This window comes from Streptomyces sp. LZ34 (assembly GCF_053890475.1).
Window position 1 is genome coordinate 11,892,886 of the sequence record NZ_CM132680.1, and the last position, 18,322, is coordinate 11,911,207.

Consider the following 18,322-nt stretch of genomic DNA (forward strand, 5'->3'; position numbering starts at 1 on the left):
CGTCCCCCACCGGCGCCTGCCCTCCCCGCACAGTCCATCCGTCCGAGAACACTCAATGAAGAGTTGTCATCATGTCGCACACAGCAATACGCCTCCGCTCCCGCGGCCTGGCCGCGGCGGCGGCCGCCCTGGCCCTCGTCCTCACCGGCTGTTCCTCCGGCTCCTCGGACAGCGCCGCATCCGGGAAACAGACCATCGTCTTCTGGGGGTGGTCCGACATGTCGAAGCCGGTCGCCCTCTGGAACAAGACCCACCCCGACATCCACGTCAAGTTCCAGGCGATCACCTCGAACTTCTACCCGAAGCTCCAGGCCGCGATCACCGGAAAGGACGGGGCGCCGGACATCACCCAGGTGGACTACCCCAACCTCACCTCGACGATCATCGCCGGTGATCTCAAGGATGTCACAGCCGAGACCGGCGACCTCAAGCCGCACTTCAAGCCCGCCGTGTGGGACCAGGTCGTGGTCAACGACAAGGTCTACGGGGTGCCGCAGGACATCGGCACACAGGTGCTCTACTACCGGTCCGATGTCTTCAAGGAGGCGGGTCTGACCGCCCCGAAGACATGGGACGAGTACATGGCGGCCGCCGCGAAGCTCAAGCGGACCCACCCCAATGCGTACACCACGGCGTTTCCCGCCAACGGCGGCGCGTGGCTGGCCTCTCTGGCGTGGAACGCGAAGGCGCAGTGGTTCGGCACGGACAAGGACGCCTGGAAGGTGGACCTCGACGACCAGCCGACCCTCAAGGTGGCCGAGTACTGGCAGAAGATGCTGGACAAGGGCTACGCCAAAGGTGATCAGCACTGGCAGCCCACGTGGTTCAAGGGGCTCGCCAAGGGCACGTATCTGACCTGGATCGGCCCTGCCTGGGGTGGTGCGGCGCTGAAGGAGAACGCCCCGGACCTCTCCGGCAAGTGGGCCGTCGCCCCGCTGCCGCAGTGGTCGAAGGGCGACACGGCCCCGGTGTACTGGGGCGGCTCTCTGACGGCGCTGACCAGCGTCACCAACAAGACCGACGCGGCGATGAAGTTCGTCACCTGGCTGAACACCAGCAAGGAGAGCGCCAAGCTGCTGGCGGCCGATGTTCTCCCCGCGTCCGACGTCGGCCAGGGGATCCCGGAGCTGGCCAAGCCCGACCCCTACTTCGGTGGCCAGGTGCCCAGCGAGGTGTTCACCGTGCGCGGCACCCAGTCGACCCCCTGGACCTGGGGTCCGACGATGACCGACACCACCAACTACCTCAACGACGCCATGCAGTCCGTCATCAACAAGTCGACGACGCTGCCCGACGCGATGAAGAAGGTCAACGGTGAGACCAGGTCACAGCTGAAGCGGAAGGGTCTGTCTGTCCGATGACCGCGCCAACCCTCCACCCGGCCACCCGGGATGCGGGGAACGGGGCCGAGCAGGCGGGGAAACCGTCCCGCCTGTCGGCGTCGCGCCGCAACAAGCGCCGCTTCGGCGCCGACTGGAAAATGGCGTGGGCGTTCGTGGTCCCGTTCCTGGCCCTCTTCGTGGTGTTCCACCTGGTGCCCGTGTTCTACGCGCTGTGGCAGAGCTTCCACGGCGTCGAGAAGGCGGGCGGCCTGGGATTCGGAAAGCCCAGCGTCATCTTCGTCGGCCTGGACAACTATGGGGAGGCCCTGACCGATCCGGGCTTCCTCGAATCGGTCGGCCGCGTGCTGCGCTACGGCATCGTCCAGGTGCCCGTCATGCTGGGCCTCGCGCTGGTGATGGCCCTCATCTTCGACACCGCGATCGTCCGCATGCGCAGCCTGTTCCAGCTCGCCGCGTTCCTGCCCTACGCGGTTCCGGGGATCATCGCGTCCATCCTGTGGGCGTTCCTCTATCTGCCCGGAGTGAGCCCGGTCCTGGACCTGCTCGACGGGGCGGGCGCCCATATCGACTTCCTCGCCCCGGGAAGTGTCCTGTGGTCCATCGCGAACATCTCGACGTGGCAGTGGACCGGCTACAACATGATCATTATCTTCGCCGCCCTCCAGGCCATCCCGCGTGACCTGTTCGAAGCGGCGCGCATCGACGGCGCGACCAACTGGCAGATCGCCTGGCGGATCAAGGTGCCGCTGGTGGCCCCGGCCATCCTCATCACCGGTCTGTTCTCGGTGGTCGGCACGCTCCAGCTGTTCTCCGAGCCGACGGTGCTGCGCACGATCACCAACAACGTGACCTACAACTACACACCGAACATGATCGTCTACAACCTCGCGTTCGGGTCCAACCAGCCGTACTACTCAGCCGCCGTCGCGGTCGTCATCGCCATCGGCGCGTTCCTGCTGTCCTTCGGCTTCCTGCGAGTGCTCCAGAGGAGGAATCCCGATGAGTGACATCACCGCCCGCCGATCGCGTCGCCGCACGGTGCGGACGGCCGGGGCACGGCGGGATCGCGCGCCGCTGTCGACCCGGTTCATCCTGACGGTGACGGTCATCGCGCTGACGGCCTACTTCCTCATCCCGATCGCGTGGATGCTGATCGCGTCGACCAAGTCGACGGCCGACCTCAACACCACGTTCGGACTCTGGTTCTCGCACTTCGATCTCATGCAGAACCTCCACGACCTGTTCGCCTACCGCGACGGCATCTTCCGGCGCTGGGTGGTGAACTCGCTCATCTACTCGGGAGGCGGCGCCCTCGGTTCGACCTTCCTGGCCGCCCTGTGCGGGTTCGCCCTGGCCAAGTACCGGTTCCGCGGGCGCAACGCCATCATGGGCCTCATCTTCGGCGGCGTGCTCATCCCCGGCACCGTGCTCGCCCTGCCGACCTATCTGCTCCTCAACTCCCTCGGCCTCATCAACACCTACTGGGCAGTGATCCTGCCGAGCCTGTCCAGCGCCTTCGGGGTGTTCCTGGTGCGCATCTACGCGGCGGCCGCCGTCCCCGACGAGCTGCTGGAGGCCGGCCGTATCGACGGCGCCCACGACATCCGCATCTTCTTCACGGTGGTGCTGCGGATCCTGCTGCCGAGCCTGGTCACCGTGTTCCTCTTCTCCTTCATCTCGATCTGGAACAACTTCCTCCTTCCCCTGATCGTCCTCAATGACCAGTCGCTCTGGCCGGTCACCCTCGGGCTCTACTCCTGGCAGATGAACGCGATGAGCGAGCCCGATCTCGTCCGGATCGTCATCACCGGATCCATGGTCGGCACCATCCCCCTCGTCGTCCTCTTCCTCACGCTGCAGAAGTACTGGCGCAGCGGCATCACGACAGGAGCACTCAAGTAGCCATGAACAGTCGTATGGACGCCTTCCGCGCCCGCCTCGGCGGGTTCGCCTTCGGCGGGGACTACAACCCCGAGCAGTGGGACCGGGCGGTGTGGGACGAGGACATCGAGCTGATGCGGCGCGCCGGGGTCAACCTGGTCACCCTGGGTGTGTTCGCGTGGGCGTCGCTCGAGCCCGAGCCGGGACGCTTCACCTTCGACTGGATGGACGAGGTGATGGACCTCCTCCACGCGGGCGGGATCAGCGTCGACCTGGCCACCCCGACCATGGCGCCACCGGTCTGGCTCACCCACGAACACCCCGAAGTCCTGCCGGTCATGGAGGACGGGGAGCGCTTCGGTTTCGGCAACCGGCTCCAGTTCGACCCCGCCTCGCCCCGCTACCGGGAACACGCCGCCCGGATCACCACGGCGCTGGCCGAGCGGTACTCCCACCACCCGGCCCTCGCGATGTGGCACATCAGCAACGAATACGGGCAGCCCTCCTACGGGGAGGCCAGCGCGCTGGCCTTCCGCGGCTGGCTCAAGCGGAAGTACGGCAGCCTGGACGCGCTCAACGACGCCTGGTACACCCGCTTCTGGTCCCAGGTCTACACCTCCTGGGACCAGATCAACCCGCCGGAAGTGCCCCGGTCGTGGTCCAACCCCACCCGCCGTCTGGACTTCAAGCGGTTCGTCTCGGACGCGCTGCTCGAGTGCTTCGTGATGGAACGCGACATCGTCCGTTCCTACCGTGACGACATCCCCGTCCTCACCAACTACATGCGCTTCTACAAGAATGCGGATTACTGGACCTGGGCGCCCGAACAGGACGCCGTGGCGCTGGACATCTACCCCAACCCCGGCCACGGCGACGCCCACATCTCCGCGGCGCTGAACTTCGACCTCATGCGCTCACTGCGCGGCGAGCCCTGGGTCCTCATGGAGCAGGCGGCCAGCGGCGTGTCGCAGTGGAAGGTGAACAACGTCAAGCGACCCGGCCGGATGCGCCTCGGCTCCTACCAGGCCATCGCCCACGGCGCCGACAGCGTCCTGTACTTCCAGTGGCGCGCGAGCCGCGGCGGCCACGAGCGCTTCCACTCCGCGATGCTGCCCCACTCCGGCACGGCCTCCCGCACCTGGAAGGAGATCGAGGCGCTCGGCGGGGAGCTGCCGAAGATCGCCGAGGCGGTGGGCGCCCGGTCGCGGGCCGACATCGCGGTGCTGTTCGACTGGAACGCCTGGTGGGGGCTGACCGAGACACACGGGCTGCCGCGCAACGACTTCGACTACACACAGATCGCCACGGACCACTACCAGCCGCTCCTGGAAGCACATCACGCGGTGGACATGGTGCACTTCGGCTCCGACCTCAGCCCGTACAAGGTCGTCGTCGTGCCGAACGCCTACCTCGTCGACGATCGCTTCACCGACGCCCTCACCCGCTTCGTCGAACAGGGCGGGACGCTGGTCTGCTCGTTCTTCTCCGGGGTCGTCGACGCGAACAACCACGTCAGGCAGCCCGCCTACCCCGGGGCCTTCCGGGCACTCATCGGGGCGTACATCGACGAGTACTGGCCCGCACGCGGCGACGAGACCTTCGCGGTGACCTTCGCCGACGGGACCACCCGGACCGCCGACTGGTGGCAGGACAGCATCCACCCCGAGACGGCGCGGGTGCTCGCCAGCTACGCCTCGGGCCACCTGGAGGGACGGCCCGCGATCCTGGACAACGCGGTCGGTCAGGGCCGCGTCGTGTACCTCGGCACCCGCCTCGAACCCACCGCGCTGCGCGACACCCTGCTCGACGCGGTGGCGGCGGCAGGGGTCTCCCCGCTCGTCGACACCGTGCCCGCACACCTGGAGGCGGCCAGGCGCGTCAGCGACGACGCGGAGTTCCTCTTCCTCCTGAACCACTCCGAGACGGAACCAGTCCAGGTCCGGCTCGCGGCGGACGGGCTCGACCTGATCTCCGGGGCGAAGACCGCCGACCCCCTCGAGCTGGCACCGCTCGGTGTCTCGGTGGTGCGATTCGAGCGCACCGAGCACACCGAGCGAACCGGGGCGTGACGTACGAGCCCGCTCAGACGGCGGCGGGGCGCAGGACGACGGGCAGTTCCCGGTAGCTGTTCATGCCCAGCGACGGGACGCGCGGGACGGGCCTCGGGGCGAGGGCGATATCGGGGAAGGTCTCGAACAGCCGCCGCAGGGCGATCTCGGCCTCCGCCTTGGCCAGGGACGCCCCGGGGCAGCGGTGGGCGCCGACGCCGAAGGAGATGTGGCGGGCGGCGTCCGGCCGGTCGGGGTTGAACCGGTCGGGCTCCGCGAAGGCGTGGGGGCAGCGGTTGATCGTCGCGAGGGGAAGGAGCACCGCCTCTCCCTCGCGGATGACGCCGCCGCCCGCCACGGAGACGTCCTCCGTGGCGTAGCGGAACATCAGGCTGCGCACCGGGGACTCCCAGCGCAGGGCCTCCTCCACCACATCGGGCCACGGGTCCTCGCCCGCCTCCTGCCGGGCCCTGGCGGCGGCCAGGATCTCGGGGTGCGTCAGCAGCCCCCGCACCGCGTGGCAGATCAGATTGACCGTGGTCTCGTGGCCGCCGATGACGGTGACCACCAGGTTGCCGATGACCTCCGCCACCGTGAGCTCATCCTGGTCCATGGCCTCGACCAGGTCCATCGTGAGATCGTCCTGGTCGGCACGGGCGCGCTTGCGCTCGATCATCGACATGAGGGTGGCCGGGAAGCGCTCCGCGATCGTGCGCTGGATCTCCTCGGCCCCGGCGTCGGTGCTCAACGCCGCCGCCGACAGCTCGTGCAACTCCTCGCGCAGCCCTCCCTCCTCGGGTACGCCGAGCAGATAGCAGATGACGTCCAGGGGAAGCGGAAGCGCGAAACGGCTCTGCAGGTCGGTCTCCTGGCCCGGCGCCACCTCGGTCAGGGCGGTCAGCAGCCGGTCGGTGACCGCCTCGATACGCGGGCGCAGGTCCCGCACCCGGCGCGGGGAGAAGGCGCGCTGGACGGGCAGCCGCAGCCGGCGGTGGAGGTCGCCGTCGGTGTTGAGCAGCCCCTCGCCCTCCAGGATGAAGAGCAGCGGCCACTCCGCGGGTATCTCCCCGCGCTGGTGGGCACCCCAGTTCCGGATGCTCTTGGAGAACCGCGGGTCGGTCAGCACCTGGGCGCCGGCTTCCCGGGTGGTGACCGCCTTGACCACCACTCCGCCGGGGAGCGCCACTGTGGCGACCGGGCCCGCGGCCCGCAGGGCCGCGCCTTCGACACCGTGGAGGTCGGTCGGTTCGGGGGCGAGATGAACGGGGGATATCGCGTCCATTGCTGTCCGTTCTGCAGTTGTCGGCGCCTGTAGGACCGGAGATCAAAAAGCCTATCCCACAGAACGGCTGCCGTGGGGTGTGCCGCGGACACCGTGGCGTCCCCCTTGGGGCCCGCGTGTCTTTCACCCTCGCTTTCGGCGACCGCTTACGGTGTGCGGCGGGGGCGTTGTCGTTGGTCCTGTGGCCGAAGGGGTGAGGGATGGCAGAGGTGCGCAGCGAGTTGATCCGTGCGCTGCCGGGGGTGCTCAAGGAGCACGCGGCGCGGTCCGGGGACAAGATCGCGTTCCAGGACGCGCGTCGGGCGGTCGACTACGCGGGTCTGGAGGAGCGGACCGGGCGGTTGGCGGGCCATCTCGCGCGGCTGGGGGTGCGGCCCGGGGACCGGGTGGCGCTGCATCTGGGCAACCGGGTGGAGCAGTTGGAGAGCCGGCTGGCGGTCCTGCGGGCGGGAGCGGTGGGGGTTCCGCTGGACCCGGGCGCCGCGGACGCGGAGTTGGAGTACTTCCTCGACGACAGCGGCGCGGTCGCCATCGTGACCGAGGAGGTGCTGCTGCCCCAGGTGGCCCGGGTGGCCGCCGGGCGGCCCGGATTGAGGGTCGTGGTGGCCGGCACCGAAGAGCTCCCGGCGGGGGCGCCGGACGAAGCGGTGGTGTTTGAGGAGTTGGCCCGGACGGACCCGGGCCTCGCGCCCCGGGACGACCTCGGCCTCGACGAACCGGCCTGGATCCTCTACACCTCGGGCACCACCGGGCGGAGCAAGGGCGTGGTGACCACCCAGCGCGCCGCGTTGTGGTCGGTGGCGGCGGGCTATGTCCCGTCGTACGGGCTGAAATCGAGCGACCGGCTGCTGTGGCCACTGCCGATGTTCCACGCGTACGCCAACTCCATGTGTGTGCTGGGGGTGGTCGCGGTGGGCGCGAGCGCATATCTCCTTGACCGGGGCGCCCGGGGCGCCAACCTCGCCGATGCCCTCGCCGAGCATCCGTGTACCGTCCTGGCCGGAGTTCCCACCACCTACCACCTTCTGGTGGACACGCTGCGGAAGACACCACGGCCGCTGCCCGGGCCACGGGTGTGCCTCACCGCGGGCGCGCCCTGTCCGCCGGAGCTGCGGGCCGAGGTCGAAGAGTTGCTCGGCGCGCCCCTGCTCGACGGCTACGGCTCCACCGAGACCTGCGGGAAGGTCGCGGTCGACCGGCTCGACGGGCCACGGGCCGACGACTCCAGCGGTGCTCCCCTCCCCGGGGTCACGGTGCGGCTGACCCACCCGTCCACCGGCGACGAGGTCGCCGAGGGGGAGGAGGGGGAGATCTGGGTCAGCGGGCCCAATCTGATGCGCGGCTACCACAACCGCCCGGAGGCCACCGCCCGCGTGTTACGCGACGGCTGGTACCGCACCGGGGACCTCGGCCGCCGCGTGGCGCACGGCCATCTCAAGGTCACCGGCCGCGTCAAGGAGCTGATCATCCGCGGCGGTGAGAACGTCAACCCGACCGAGGTGGAACAGGTCCTGCGGGGCTGCCCCGGCGTCGCCGACGCGGCCGTCGTCGGCCGGCCGCACGATGTGCTCGGCGAGGTGCCGGTCGCCTTTGTCGTCCCCGGCCCCGGCGGTGTCGACACCGCGCGGCTGCTGTCGTACTGCCGGGAGCGGCTGTCGGGCTTCAAGGTGCCCGACGAGGTGTACGAGACCGAGTCCGTGCCCCGCACACCCTCCGGCAAGATCCTGCGCCAGGAGCTCGCCCGCGAGCTGGCCGAACGGCTGGTCGGGGCACGCGACGCCGCCTCGGCCGCGCTGCGCGAGCGGCTGCTGTCCCAGCCCGTCGCCTCGGCGCGGGACACCGTGCTGCGTCTCGTCCTCGACCTGACGGCGCGTACCTGTGACGTGCCCGAACCCGGACCGGAGCCCGATCAGCCCTTCACCGCCTTCGGGATCACCTCCCTGGGCGGCGTGCTCCTGCGCGACCGGGTCGTCGCGGCGACCGGTCTCGCGCTCCCGGCGACCCTGGTGTTCGACCACCCGACGCCCGCCGCCGTGGCGGAGTTTGTGCGCACCGCGCTGCTCGGTGGCCAGGACCCGGCCCCGGCGGCCGTGGCCCGTACGGTCCGCCCCCAGGTGGGGACACCCGCCGAAGAGCCCGTGGCCATCGTCGCCATGGCCTGCCGGTACCCGGGCGACGTGGCCACTCCCGAGGACCTGTGGCGGCTGGTCGCGGACGGCACCGACGCCACCTCGGACTTCCCCACCGACCGCGGCTGGGACCTGGACCGGCTCTACGACCCCGACCCGGACCGGCTGGGCACCTCGGTCACCCGCCGGGGCGCCTTCCTGTGCCGGGCGGCCGACTTCGACGCGGCCTTCTTCGGCATGTCCCCGCGGGAGGCGCTGGCCACCGACCCACAGCAGCGGCTGTTGCTGGAGACCGCCTGGGAGGTCTTCGAACGCGCAGGGCTGGACCCGGCCCGGCTGCGCGGCAGCGACACGGGTGTCTACGTCGGCCTCATGCACGACGACTACGCGGCCCCCTTCCTGCACCGCGACCGGCATGAGCTGGAGGCGCATCTCGCGCTGGGCGGGGCGGGCAGCGTGGCGTCCGGCCGCCTCGCCTACACCCTGGGCCTGCGCGGGGCCGCCGTGACGGTGGACACCGCCTGCTCGTCCTCGCTGGTGGCGATGCACTGGGCCGCGCGGGCGCTGCGGGCGGGCGAGTGTTCGCTGGCCGTGGCGGGCGGCGTCACCGTCATGGCCGGGCCCAAGTCGTTCGTCGCGTTCAGCAGGTTGCGCGGCCTGGCGCCGGACGGCCGGTGCAAACCGTTCTCCGCCGGCGCCGACGGCACCGGCTGGGGCGAGGGCGTCGGCCTCGTGCTGCTGGAGCGGCTCTCCGACGCCCGGCGCAACGGCCACCCGGTGCTCGCCCTGCTGCGCGGCTCCGCCGTCAACTCCGACGGCGCCTCCAACGGGCTGACCGCACCCCACGGCCCCGCCCAGCAGCAGGTGATCCACGAGGCGCTGGCCACCGCCGGGCTGTCCCCCGCCGACATCGACACGGTCGAGGCCCACGGCACCGGCACCGCGCTCGGCGACCCCATCGAGGCCCAGGCGCTGCTGGCCACTTACGGCCGCGACCGGCCTGCGGACCGGCCGCTGTGGCTGGGCGCGCTGAAGGGCAACATCGGGCACACCCAGGCCGCCGCGGGCGTCGGCGGGGTCATCAAGACCGTCATGGCCATGCGTCATGGGCGGCTGCCGCGCACCTTGCACGCCGATGAGCCGTCCCCGCGCGTGGACTGGTCGCCCGGCACCGTGCGGCTGCTGGCGCGCGAGCGGCCGTGGCCGTCGGCGCCCGGCAGCCCGCGCCGCGCCGGGGTGTCGGCGTTCGGCATCGGCGGGACCAACGCCCACATCATCATCGAGGAGGCCGCAGAGGCCGCAGAGGCCGCAGAGGCCGCGGGGACCGCGCCGGAACACGCCGAAACCGCCGGGGCCGCGGAGCCGGCCGGCCGCTCGGGGCGTGCGGAAACCGTGCCGCCACTGCTGCTCTCCGGCGCCGACCCGCGGGCCCTGCGCGCACACGCCCGGCAGATCGCCGTCCTGCTGCGGGAGCGGCCCGAACTCGCCCCGCTGGACATCGCCTTCTCCCTGGCCACCACCCGCACCGCGCTCGCGCACCGGGCGGCCGTGCCCGCCGCGGACCGCGCGGCGCTGCTGACCGCCCTCGACACGCTGGCGGCGAACGGCGGCGGACAACGAGCCGCTGTGCCCGGCGGCGTGGAAACCACCGGCACGGCGAGGCCCGCCGGGCGACTGGCCCTGCTGTTCACCGGCCAGGGCGCCCAGTGGCCGGGCATGGGCCGGGAGCTTTACGCCGCCTTCCCCGCCTTCGCCACCGCCTTCGACAACCTGTGCCACCGCTTCGAGGCCGGCGACGCAGGCCTCGAGCGGCCGCTGCGCACCGTGCTGTGGGCCGCCGAGGGCACCGAGGACGCCGCTCTGCTGGACCGTACGGACTTCTCGCAGGCGGGCCTGTTCGTCTTCGAGGTGGCGACCTTCCGGCTGCTGGAGTCCTGGGGCATACGGCCGGACTTCCTGGCCGGACACTCCGTCGGCGAGCTGGCGGCGGCCCACGTGGCGGGCATCCTGTCCGAGCGGGACGCGGTCGAACTGGTCGCGGCCCGGGGCCGGCTGATGCGGCGACTGCCCGCGGGCGGGGCCATGGTGGCCGTGGAGGCCTCCGAACAGGAGGTGGCCGAGGAACTGGCCGAGCCTGCGGAACCGGCGTCGGCGAAACCGGCGGAAGCGGCGTCGGCGGGACCGGCGGAAGCGGCGTCGGCGGGACCCGTCGCGGTCGCGGCGGTGAACGGTCCGCGGTCGGTCGTCCTCTCCGGCGACGAGACGGCCGTGCTCGCCGTGGCGGCACGCCTCGCCGCGCGCGGGTTCCGCACCACACGGCTGCGCGTCGGCCACGCCTTCCACTCCCCGCTGGTGGAGCCGATGCTCGAGGAGTTCGGCCGTATCGCCTCGCGGCCGGAGTACGGGGCGCCGCGCATCCCCGTCGTATCGGCGCTGACCGGCCTCCCGGCCGCCGGGGACGACCTGCGCTCGGCCGGGTACTGGGTGCGGCACGCCCGCGAGGCCGTGCGCTTCGGGGATGTCGTGCAGCGGCTGGCCCATGAGGACGGGGTGACCGCCTTCGCCGAGGTCGGTCCCGACGCACACCTCACCGCGTCCGCCCTGGCGGCCCTCGACGACGAGGAGAGCGAGCGGCGGGTGTTCGCGGCCGTGTCCAGATCCGGTGCCGGCGCGCCGGGGTCCGGGCCCGGGGCCGTCCTGGCCGCGCTCGCCCGGCTCCATGTGCACGGCCTGCCGGTGGACTGGCGCCGGGTGTACGCGGACAGCGGCGCCCGGCGCGTGGACCTGCCCACGTACCCCTTCCAGCGGCAGCGCTACTGGCTGGCCGACACGGAACCGGACGCCCCCGCCAACGCCCCCGCCGCGCCCGCCGGGTACGGCAGCGGCCACCCGCTGCTGACCCTCACGACCACCGTCCCCGGCACGGAGCGCCTGTTGTGCACCGGCCACCTGTCGAGCGCCGCCCACCCGTGGCTGGGCGACCACGCCGTCGCCGGGCACCCGCTCGTCCCCGCCGCCGCGCTCGCCGAGCTGGTGCTCCACGCGGGCGACGCGTGCGGTCTCGAGGTGCTGGAGGACCTCGCCCTGCTGGCCCCGCTGTTCCTGCCGGGACCGGGCTCCCGGGTCCAGATCCAGGTGGCCCTCGGCGAACCGGACACCTCCGGCCGACGCACCGCCGATGTCCACTCCCGTCCGGAGGAGTCGGGCGCGCTGGGCCCGTGGTCCCACCACGCGACCGGGCGGCTCGGCCCGGCGGCCGCGCCGTTGGACCCGGCCGCCGACCTGGCCGTGTGGCCGCCCGCGGGCGCCGAGCGCGTGGACCTCACCGGCGGCTACGAGCGCCTGGCGGACGCCGGTTACGCGTACGGCCCGGCCTTCCAGGGGGTCACGGCCGCCTGGCGGCGGGGCGGGGAGCTCTTCGCCGAGGTGCGGCTGCCCGCGGCGGCGGGCCCGGACGCCCGGCGGTACGGCATCCACCCGGCGCTGCTGGACGCCGCGCTGCACGCCGGACGGCTGGCCGCGCCGTCAGCGCCGTCCGGGGACTCTGCGCGGCTGCCGTTCGCCCTCAGCGGCCTGACGCTGTACGCCGTCGGCGCCACGGAACTGCGCGTACGCATCCGCGCCGGCGGCGAGGACACGGTCGCCCTGGACCTCGCCGACGGGGCGGGCCGGCCGGTGGCCCGGGTGGCGTCGCTGACCACCCGGCCCCTCCCGGAAGACACCGCTGACGTGGGCAGGGCGGCGACACGGGAGCTGTACCGTCCGCGGTGGACCGGCGTTCCGGCCGACGACCCGGATGCCGGCGCACCGGCCCCGACCGTGGCGACCCCCGACGACCTGGAGCTGGGGGCGGCCCTCACCGCCACCTCCGGCGGCGCCGCCGTCGGTCCCCGGACGGTCGTCGTCTCCCTGGCCGCCGCGCGTCCGACCACCGATCCGGTCGCGGACACCCATGCCCTGACCGCGCGGGCCCTGGAGGTGCTGCGGACCCGGCTGGCCGATCCGGCAGCACCCGGAGCACGTCTGGTGGTGGTGACCCGCGGGGCCGCGTCCCCGGTACCGGACCTCCCCGCCGCGGCGGTGTGGGGCCTGGTGCGCGCCGCGCAGTCGGAGTACCCCGGGCGGCTGACGATCGTGGACCTCGACGACCGGCCCGACTCCGCGCGCCTGCTGCCCGCCGCCATCGCCACGGGCGAACCCCAACTCTCGATCGCCGACGGCACGCTGCGCGTCCCCCGGCTGGAACAAGTCCCCGATACCCCGGCCGACCCCGACCCCGACCGCGGCTTCGCGGGTGCGGGCACCGTCCTGCTCACCGGCGGCACCGGGTCCCTCGGCGCCCTGCTGGCGCGGCATCTGGTCGCCCGGCACGGGGTCCGGCACCTCGTGCTCGTCAGCCGCCGCGGCCCCCGGACCCCGGGCGCGCGGCGGCTGCGGACCGAACTGGAACGGTCGGGAGCCCGGGTGGACGTGATCGCCTGCGACACCGCCGACCGCCCCGCGCTGGCCGCCGTGATCGAGAAGTACGCGCCCGGCCTGACCGCGGTCGTCCACGCCGCCGGGATCCTGGACGACGGCGTTGTGGAGGCGCTGACCCCCGAGCGGCTGACGGCGGTGCTGCGGCCGAAGGCGGACGCGGCCTGGGACCTGCACGAGCTGACGCAGGGTCTGCCGCTGACCCGCTTCGTGCTGTTCTCCTCGGCGGCCGGGCTGCTGGGCAACCCGGGCCAGGCCAACTACGCCGCCGCGAACTCCTTCCTGGACGCCCTCGCCCACCACCGCACCGCCCTCGGCCTGCCCGCGCTCTCCCTGGCCTGGGGACCGTGGGCGGACGGGCACGGGATGGCGGCGCGCACCGACCACGCCGCCCGGGCCAGGGACACCATCGTACGCCCGGTCTCCCCCGAGCAGGGCCTGGCGATGTTCGACGCCGCGCTGGGCACCGGGGAGTCGGTGCTCGCCCCCTTGCCGCTGGACCGCCGTCCGGCCACGTCCGCCGGGCCGCCGGTCCCGCCACCGCTGCGCGGACTGCTGCGCCCGGCCCGCCCGACCGCCCGGCCCGGGGACGACGGCGCCCGAGCGGCGGCGGACACGGGTGAGGACCCCGGTGGCGCGGAGGGCTCCTGGCGCAAGAAGCTGGCGGCGCTGCCCGTCGCCGACCGGGCACCCGCGCTGCTGGCACTGGTCCGCGAGATGGCCGCCCTGGTGCTCGGTCACCCGGACGCGACGGCCGTGAGCGCCGAACGGCCCTTCGTCGAGCTGGGCTTCGACTCCCTGACCGGAGTGCTGCTGCGCAACCAGTTGAGCACCCTCACCGGCGTACCGCTGCCCGCCACCGTCGTGTTCGACCGGCCCAGCGCCCAGGAGCTGGCCGACCACCTGTACGCGGAGCTGAGCGGTTCGCTGGGCGATGCGCCGGCCGCGCCTTCGCCCGAAGAGGCGGCCGCCGAGTCCGAACCGCACCGGCCCGACCCCGTGGCCGCGCCCGCCCGGCCCCACGGCAGGCGGGCGGCGCAGACGCTGGGCTCCCTCTACCGGCGGGTGTGCGAGACGGGCGATGTGGTCTCGGCGATGCACCTGCTGGTGACCGCCTCCCTCGCCATGCCCGTGTTCGACCCCGCCGACGCCGCCCGGCACGCGCTCGCTCCGCTTCGCCTGGCCGAGGCCGCGGCGAGCATCCAGGGCGCCGAGGCCCCCGCGCTCGTGTGCTTCCCCGGCTTCTCCGCCACCCCCGGCGGGTCCTGGTACGCGGCGCTGGCTTCCTTCTTCGACGGCGAGCGCGACGTCTTGGAGGTCCAACACCCCGGCGTCCCGCACGGGAACGCGGTCCCGCGCGACTGGGAGACGCTCGTCGACCTGCACGCCGCCACCGTGCGCGAACACCTCGGCGACCGGCCGTGCGTCGTCCTCGGCTACTCGATGGGCGGCTACCCGGCACACGCGGTGGCCGCCCGGCTCGCGGCGACCGGCACCCCGCCGGCCGGCCTCGTCGTCGTCGACACCTACCACGTCACACCGGAGCGCGAGGACGAGCCCTGGCTGCTCGCCATGCCCGCCCGTGTCCCCCTGGAGATGGGCGAGCGGTTCGACGCCGCGGTGGACGATGTCTCCATGGCCGCGCTGGGGGCCTACACCCGTATGGTCCGCGGCCGGCCTCCGGAGCCGACGGACGTCCCCACACTGCTGGTCCGTGCCACCGATCCACTGCCGGAGCTGCGGACCCACGGCGGCCGCGAGGCGCTCGGCTTCGACGCGTCCGGGCGGACCTCCTGGCCGGAGCCGTACGACACCGTGGACGTCCCCGGCAGCCACTGGAGCCTGATGGAGAAACACGCGCGCACCACGGCCGGGGCGATCCGGGCGTGGCTCGCCGCGCTGGGCTGCACCGCCGCCGGATGACCCGGAACAGGGCCGTACGGGCGCGGCCGGCCGTGTCCCCCGAGACACGACCGGCCGCGCCCCCGGTCGCGCTATCCGACCGGCCGCAGCTCGAGCAGTCTCGCCACGGCGTCCGCGGTCTGCGGATGCCGGGTCAGCAGCTCGCCCGCCTCCCGCCGCTCGGCTCCGCCGTCGGCGGGCTCGGCGGCCTGCCACCCCGCGTCGTACCCGAGCGACCCGGCCACGGCGTCACAGGTCGCGGGATGGGCGGCCAGCAATCGCGCGACCACCCCGCCCGGCGCCGCCGACGGGCCCGACGCCGCCTCAGCACCGCCCGCCTCCGCCTCCGATGCCGGTGGGCGGGCCGACCATGGCGCCACCCACGCGTCGACCGCGGACAGCGCGGCGGGAAAGGTGCGGCCCGCCTCGCGCACCAGTACCGGCACCAGCTCCCGCGCACAGTCGCGCAGCGTCGTGATCAGCTTGGGCAGCCAGGGGAGCAGCACCGAGTCGGGCAGGCACGCGAACGCCTTGGACATCTGCTCGACCACGAAGGGGGCCAGCGTCGGCACCGGCTCCAGGGCCTGTACGAACCCGCTCATGTAGCGCGGGAACGCCGGGATGACCAGCGGGTTGGCCAGCAACTCGGCACAGCGCGAGCGCAGTTCGGCCGAGGACATCAGGCCGAGCCGCGATTGGGCCGCCCACACCAGCGCGACCTTGTCGGGCGCCTCGGGATGTGACTGCCGCACGGCGAGTTCGAGCTGGGTGTGATCACACCCGAGCGAGAGCGCGAAGCTCTCCATCTCGAACAGGAAGCCCAGCATGGCGGCCACCTGGCGCAGCCCCGTGGCCTCGTCGAGGGCGTCCAGCACCGGTGGGGTGGCCAGGAACCCGGACAACTGGTCGGTGACCCCCTCGGGGGGACCCGGCACGGCATCGGCCCGCTCGCGCTCCGCTCGCTTGGCCGCCCGCGTCGCAGCCCGGCGGAGCCGGTGATGGCGAACGTGTGCGCGATGGGGTCGCGCGTGCGGGTGACTGATGTTCGGAACTGAAATGTTTGTGCGCCTGACCACGTAGAGTCGCGGCCATGAAGCTGGTGGTCCAAGTGAAGCTCCTGCCGACGCCCGAGCAGGCGTCGGCCCTGTCGGCGACCCTGACCGCCTGCAACGAGGCGGCCACCTGGGTCAGTTCGCTCGCCTACGAATGCGGCGTCAGCAGGAACTTCGGCTTGCGTAAACTCGCCTATTCGCAGATCCGCGCCCGGTGGGGGCTCGGCGCGCAGGCCGCCCAGCACGTCATCAAGAAGACATGCGACGCGTACGCCACCTTGAAGGCGAACCTGAAAGCCGGGAACCTCGGCAGGCCGGGCTCGAAGCGCTACCGCAAGGCCACTGAGAAGCCGATCACCTTTCGTTCCGAGGGCGCCCAGCCGTTTGACGACCGGATGCTGTCCTGGCAGATCGCCCAGCGACGGGTCTCGATCTGGACGCTCGCCGGCCGGGTCAAGGACGTGAGGTTCACCGCCTCCGTGGAGCAACTGGCCACCCTGGCCCTGCACCGTCAGGGGGAGTCGGACCTGGTGTGCCGGGACGGCATGTGGTTCCTGATGGCGACCTGTGAGGTGCCCGAGCAGCTGCTGAACACCGAGCCTGCGGACTTCCTGGGGATCGACCTGGGCGTCGTCAACATCGCTACCACCTCGGACGGCGAGATCCTGGCGGGGCGCTGTCTCAACCGCACCCGGGCCCGCGAGCGGACGCTGCGCACCAAGCTGCAGAGGAAGAACACCCCGTCGGCCAGGCGTCGGCTGAAGAAGCGGCGCCGCAAGGAGGCGCGGCGGGCGAGGGATATCAATCACAAGATCGCGAAGCATGTGGTGGCCGTGGCAGAACGCACCGGTCGCGGGATCGCCCTGGAAGACCTTACGGGCATCCGTGAGCGGGTACGGCTTGGCAAGCCCCAACGGGCCACCGTGCACTCCTGGGCCTTCGCCCAGCTGGGCAGCTTCATCGACTACAAGGCCCGCAAGGCCGGGGTGCCGGTGGTGCACGTCGATCCGGCGTACACCTCCCGCACCTGTGCCGAATGCGGCCACATCGACAAGGCGAACCGGGTGAGTCAAGCTTGGTTCGCGTGCCGGTCCTGCGGATTCGTTGATCACGCGGACCGGAACGGCTCCCGCAACATCCGTGCCCGCGCACGGCAGTTGTGGCGACGCGGGGCCCAGTCAACGGCCCCCGCCCCACCCCACGATCCGGGGGCGAGGCTGGACGCAAGCGCAGCGCCACCGCCAGTGACGCCCGCTCTGCAAGCCCTTCGCTCGGCGAAAGGCAGTTGACGATGGCCAGGTCCTCGGGGCTGCGCCGGGCCAGTGAACTACCAGCGAACCGGCGAGCGTCCGCGCGCCGAGGACGCGGGCACCGAAGAACTGGCTGTGCAGGATGGCGTCCTCGAGTACACCGATCTGCTCGGCGGTGGACAGCGCCGATTCGAGTTTGTCGTCGTTGCTGGTGGCCGAGGCCGCCGCGGTGCGCAGATCGGCGAAGCTCCGCGGCAGGATGTCCAGCAGCGTGGGCGGCACCTCCAGCTTGATCCGGTGGCGGCGCAGCAGCTCACCAGGTAGCCGTACGCGGCACCATGCGCGTCGGATTCGGATACCCGCACCCTGCGGCCGTCGCAAAGGTCACGCTCACCTCGTAACCCTGAATGGGGTACTAACACAGTTCGCGTAGTACCCCAACAGGAGGTTTGGGGGCAGGCCCAAGACGCTCTCAACGGTTCACCGCACGCGTATAGCCGCTGACTCTATGCGTGCGCATCAGCGTGCGTGCGCGTGCATCTGACGTCTTGCTTACTGACCCGAGTAACCATGGCCTACCTGGGGGATACCCCCCTCAACGCAGCACGGCGGACCGCAAGCGTATAGCACCTCCGAAACCATACGGGTTCCAAGGCCCGTGAAAGCCCCGCCTCTTGTGCCGCTCCAGGCCAAGGAGCGGGGCGTGAGTCTTCTTTAGTTACGCGGCTTGCGAGCTGCCAGAGGGGGGATTGCGGCAATAGCGCCCGGGCTGAGGTATTCCCAGATGATCCCGGGTGGGCGTCGACGTGGTGCGCATTCGATGACTTTATCGGACGTGATAATTAGGTCAACGCGAAAATCATTTGCCTCTGATGACGCCCGCACGGCCGGGGATGCGTGCTTCCCCCTCCGGTCGTGCGGGATCGGTGGTGCTCCCGACCGGACAAGCCCCGAGCCCG

The 18,322-nt window shown here is 72.1% G+C and carries 7 protein-coding genes and 2 pseudogenes; 6 read left to right on the top strand and 3 right to left on the bottom strand.

The features are described 5' to 3' along the window. The first annotated feature begins 71 nt into the window (after positions 1 to 71). From ACWY4P_RS50940 to ACWY4P_RS50955, 4 genes are read left to right on the top strand one after another with little or no spacing between them, the layout of a single operon-like run. A complete protein-coding gene (locus ACWY4P_RS50940; RefSeq protein WP_456207621.1) occupies positions 72 to 1,361 on the top strand; it encodes an ABC transporter substrate-binding protein in 1,290 nt (429 codons plus the stop codon). Continuing rightward, positions 1,358 to 2,350 (top strand): carbohydrate ABC transporter permease, encoded by a 993-nt coding sequence (locus ACWY4P_RS50945; protein ID WP_456207622.1) that lies wholly within the window; start codon positions 1,358 to 1,360, stop codon positions 2,348 to 2,350. Before ACWY4P_RS50940 ends, ACWY4P_RS50945 begins: the two co-directional genes overlap by 4 nt. Then, entirely contained in the window at positions 2,343 to 3,245 is a 903-nt protein-coding gene (locus ACWY4P_RS50950; protein WP_456207623.1) for a carbohydrate ABC transporter permease, read from the top strand. Before ACWY4P_RS50945 ends, ACWY4P_RS50950 begins: the two co-directional genes overlap by 8 nt. Positions 3,246 to 3,247: 2 nt before the next feature. After that, the gene (locus ACWY4P_RS50955; protein ID WP_456207624.1) at positions 3,248 to 5,293 is read left to right on the top strand and encodes a beta-galactosidase; all 2,046 of its coding nucleotides are present in this window, start codon (positions 3,248 to 3,250) and stop codon (positions 5,291 to 5,293) included. Between the two features lie 13 nt (positions 5,294 to 5,306). Here the strand turns inward: ACWY4P_RS50955 and ACWY4P_RS50960 are convergent, their stop codons facing one another. Continuing rightward, entirely contained in the window at positions 5,307 to 6,554 is a 1,248-nt protein-coding gene (locus ACWY4P_RS50960) for a cytochrome P450 family protein (protein WP_456207625.1), read from the bottom strand. A gap of 200 nt (positions 6,555 to 6,754) precedes the next feature. On the opposite strand from ACWY4P_RS50960, the gene ACWY4P_RS50965 reads away from it, so the two are divergent. Beyond that, positions 6,755 to 15,082: an alpha/beta fold hydrolase gene (locus ACWY4P_RS50965; RefSeq protein WP_456207626.1), complete on the top strand. Its 8,328-nt coding sequence runs from the start codon at positions 6,755 to 6,757 to the stop codon at positions 15,080 to 15,082. A gap of 71 nt (positions 15,083 to 15,153) precedes the next feature. Here ACWY4P_RS50965 and ACWY4P_RS50970 read toward each other — a convergent pair. Then, positions 15,154 to 15,921 (bottom strand): annotated as a pseudogene (locus ACWY4P_RS50970) (hypothetical protein); the annotation flags it as partial. A 230-nt stretch (positions 15,922 to 16,151) separates the two neighbouring features. Here ACWY4P_RS50970 and ACWY4P_RS50975 point away from each other — a divergent pair. Next, complete coding sequence (locus tag ACWY4P_RS50975) at positions 16,152 to 17,402, top strand: RNA-guided endonuclease InsQ/TnpB family protein (protein ID WP_456207627.1); 1,251 nt, start codon at positions 16,152 to 16,154, stop codon at positions 17,400 to 17,402. Here the strand turns inward: ACWY4P_RS50975 and ACWY4P_RS50980 are convergent. Continuing rightward, a pseudogene (locus ACWY4P_RS50980) lies at positions 17,398 to 17,678 on the bottom strand (ATPase); the annotation flags it as partial. The gene ACWY4P_RS50975 and the pseudogene ACWY4P_RS50980 sit on opposite strands and share 5 nt — an antisense overlap. Positions 17,679 to 18,322: the final 644 nt, after the last annotated feature.

Excerpts from the sequence above, each read along its gene's own strand:
- ACWY4P_RS50965 (WP_456207626.1), top strand. The coding sequence starts at position 6,755 with ATGGCAGAGGTGCGCAGCGAGTTGATCCGTGCGCTGCCGGGGGTGCTC.
- ACWY4P_RS50940 (WP_456207621.1), top strand. The coding sequence starts at position 72 with ATGTCGCACACAGCAATACGCCTCCGCTCCCGCGGCCTGGCCGCGGCG.
- ACWY4P_RS50945 (WP_456207622.1), top strand. The coding sequence starts at position 1,358 with ATGACCGCGCCAACCCTCCACCCGGCCACCCGGGATGCGGGGAACGGG.
- ACWY4P_RS50960 (WP_456207625.1), bottom strand. The coding sequence starts at position 6,554 with ATGGACGCGATATCCCCCGTTCATCTCGCCCCCGAACCGACCGACCTC.
- ACWY4P_RS50955 (WP_456207624.1), top strand. The coding sequence starts at position 3,248 with ATGAACAGTCGTATGGACGCCTTCCGCGCCCGCCTCGGCGGGTTCGCC.
- ACWY4P_RS50950 (WP_456207623.1), top strand. The coding sequence starts at position 2,343 with ATGAGTGACATCACCGCCCGCCGATCGCGTCGCCGCACGGTGCGGACG.
- ACWY4P_RS50975 (WP_456207627.1), top strand. The coding sequence starts at position 16,152 with ATGAAGCTGGTGGTCCAAGTGAAGCTCCTGCCGACGCCCGAGCAGGCG.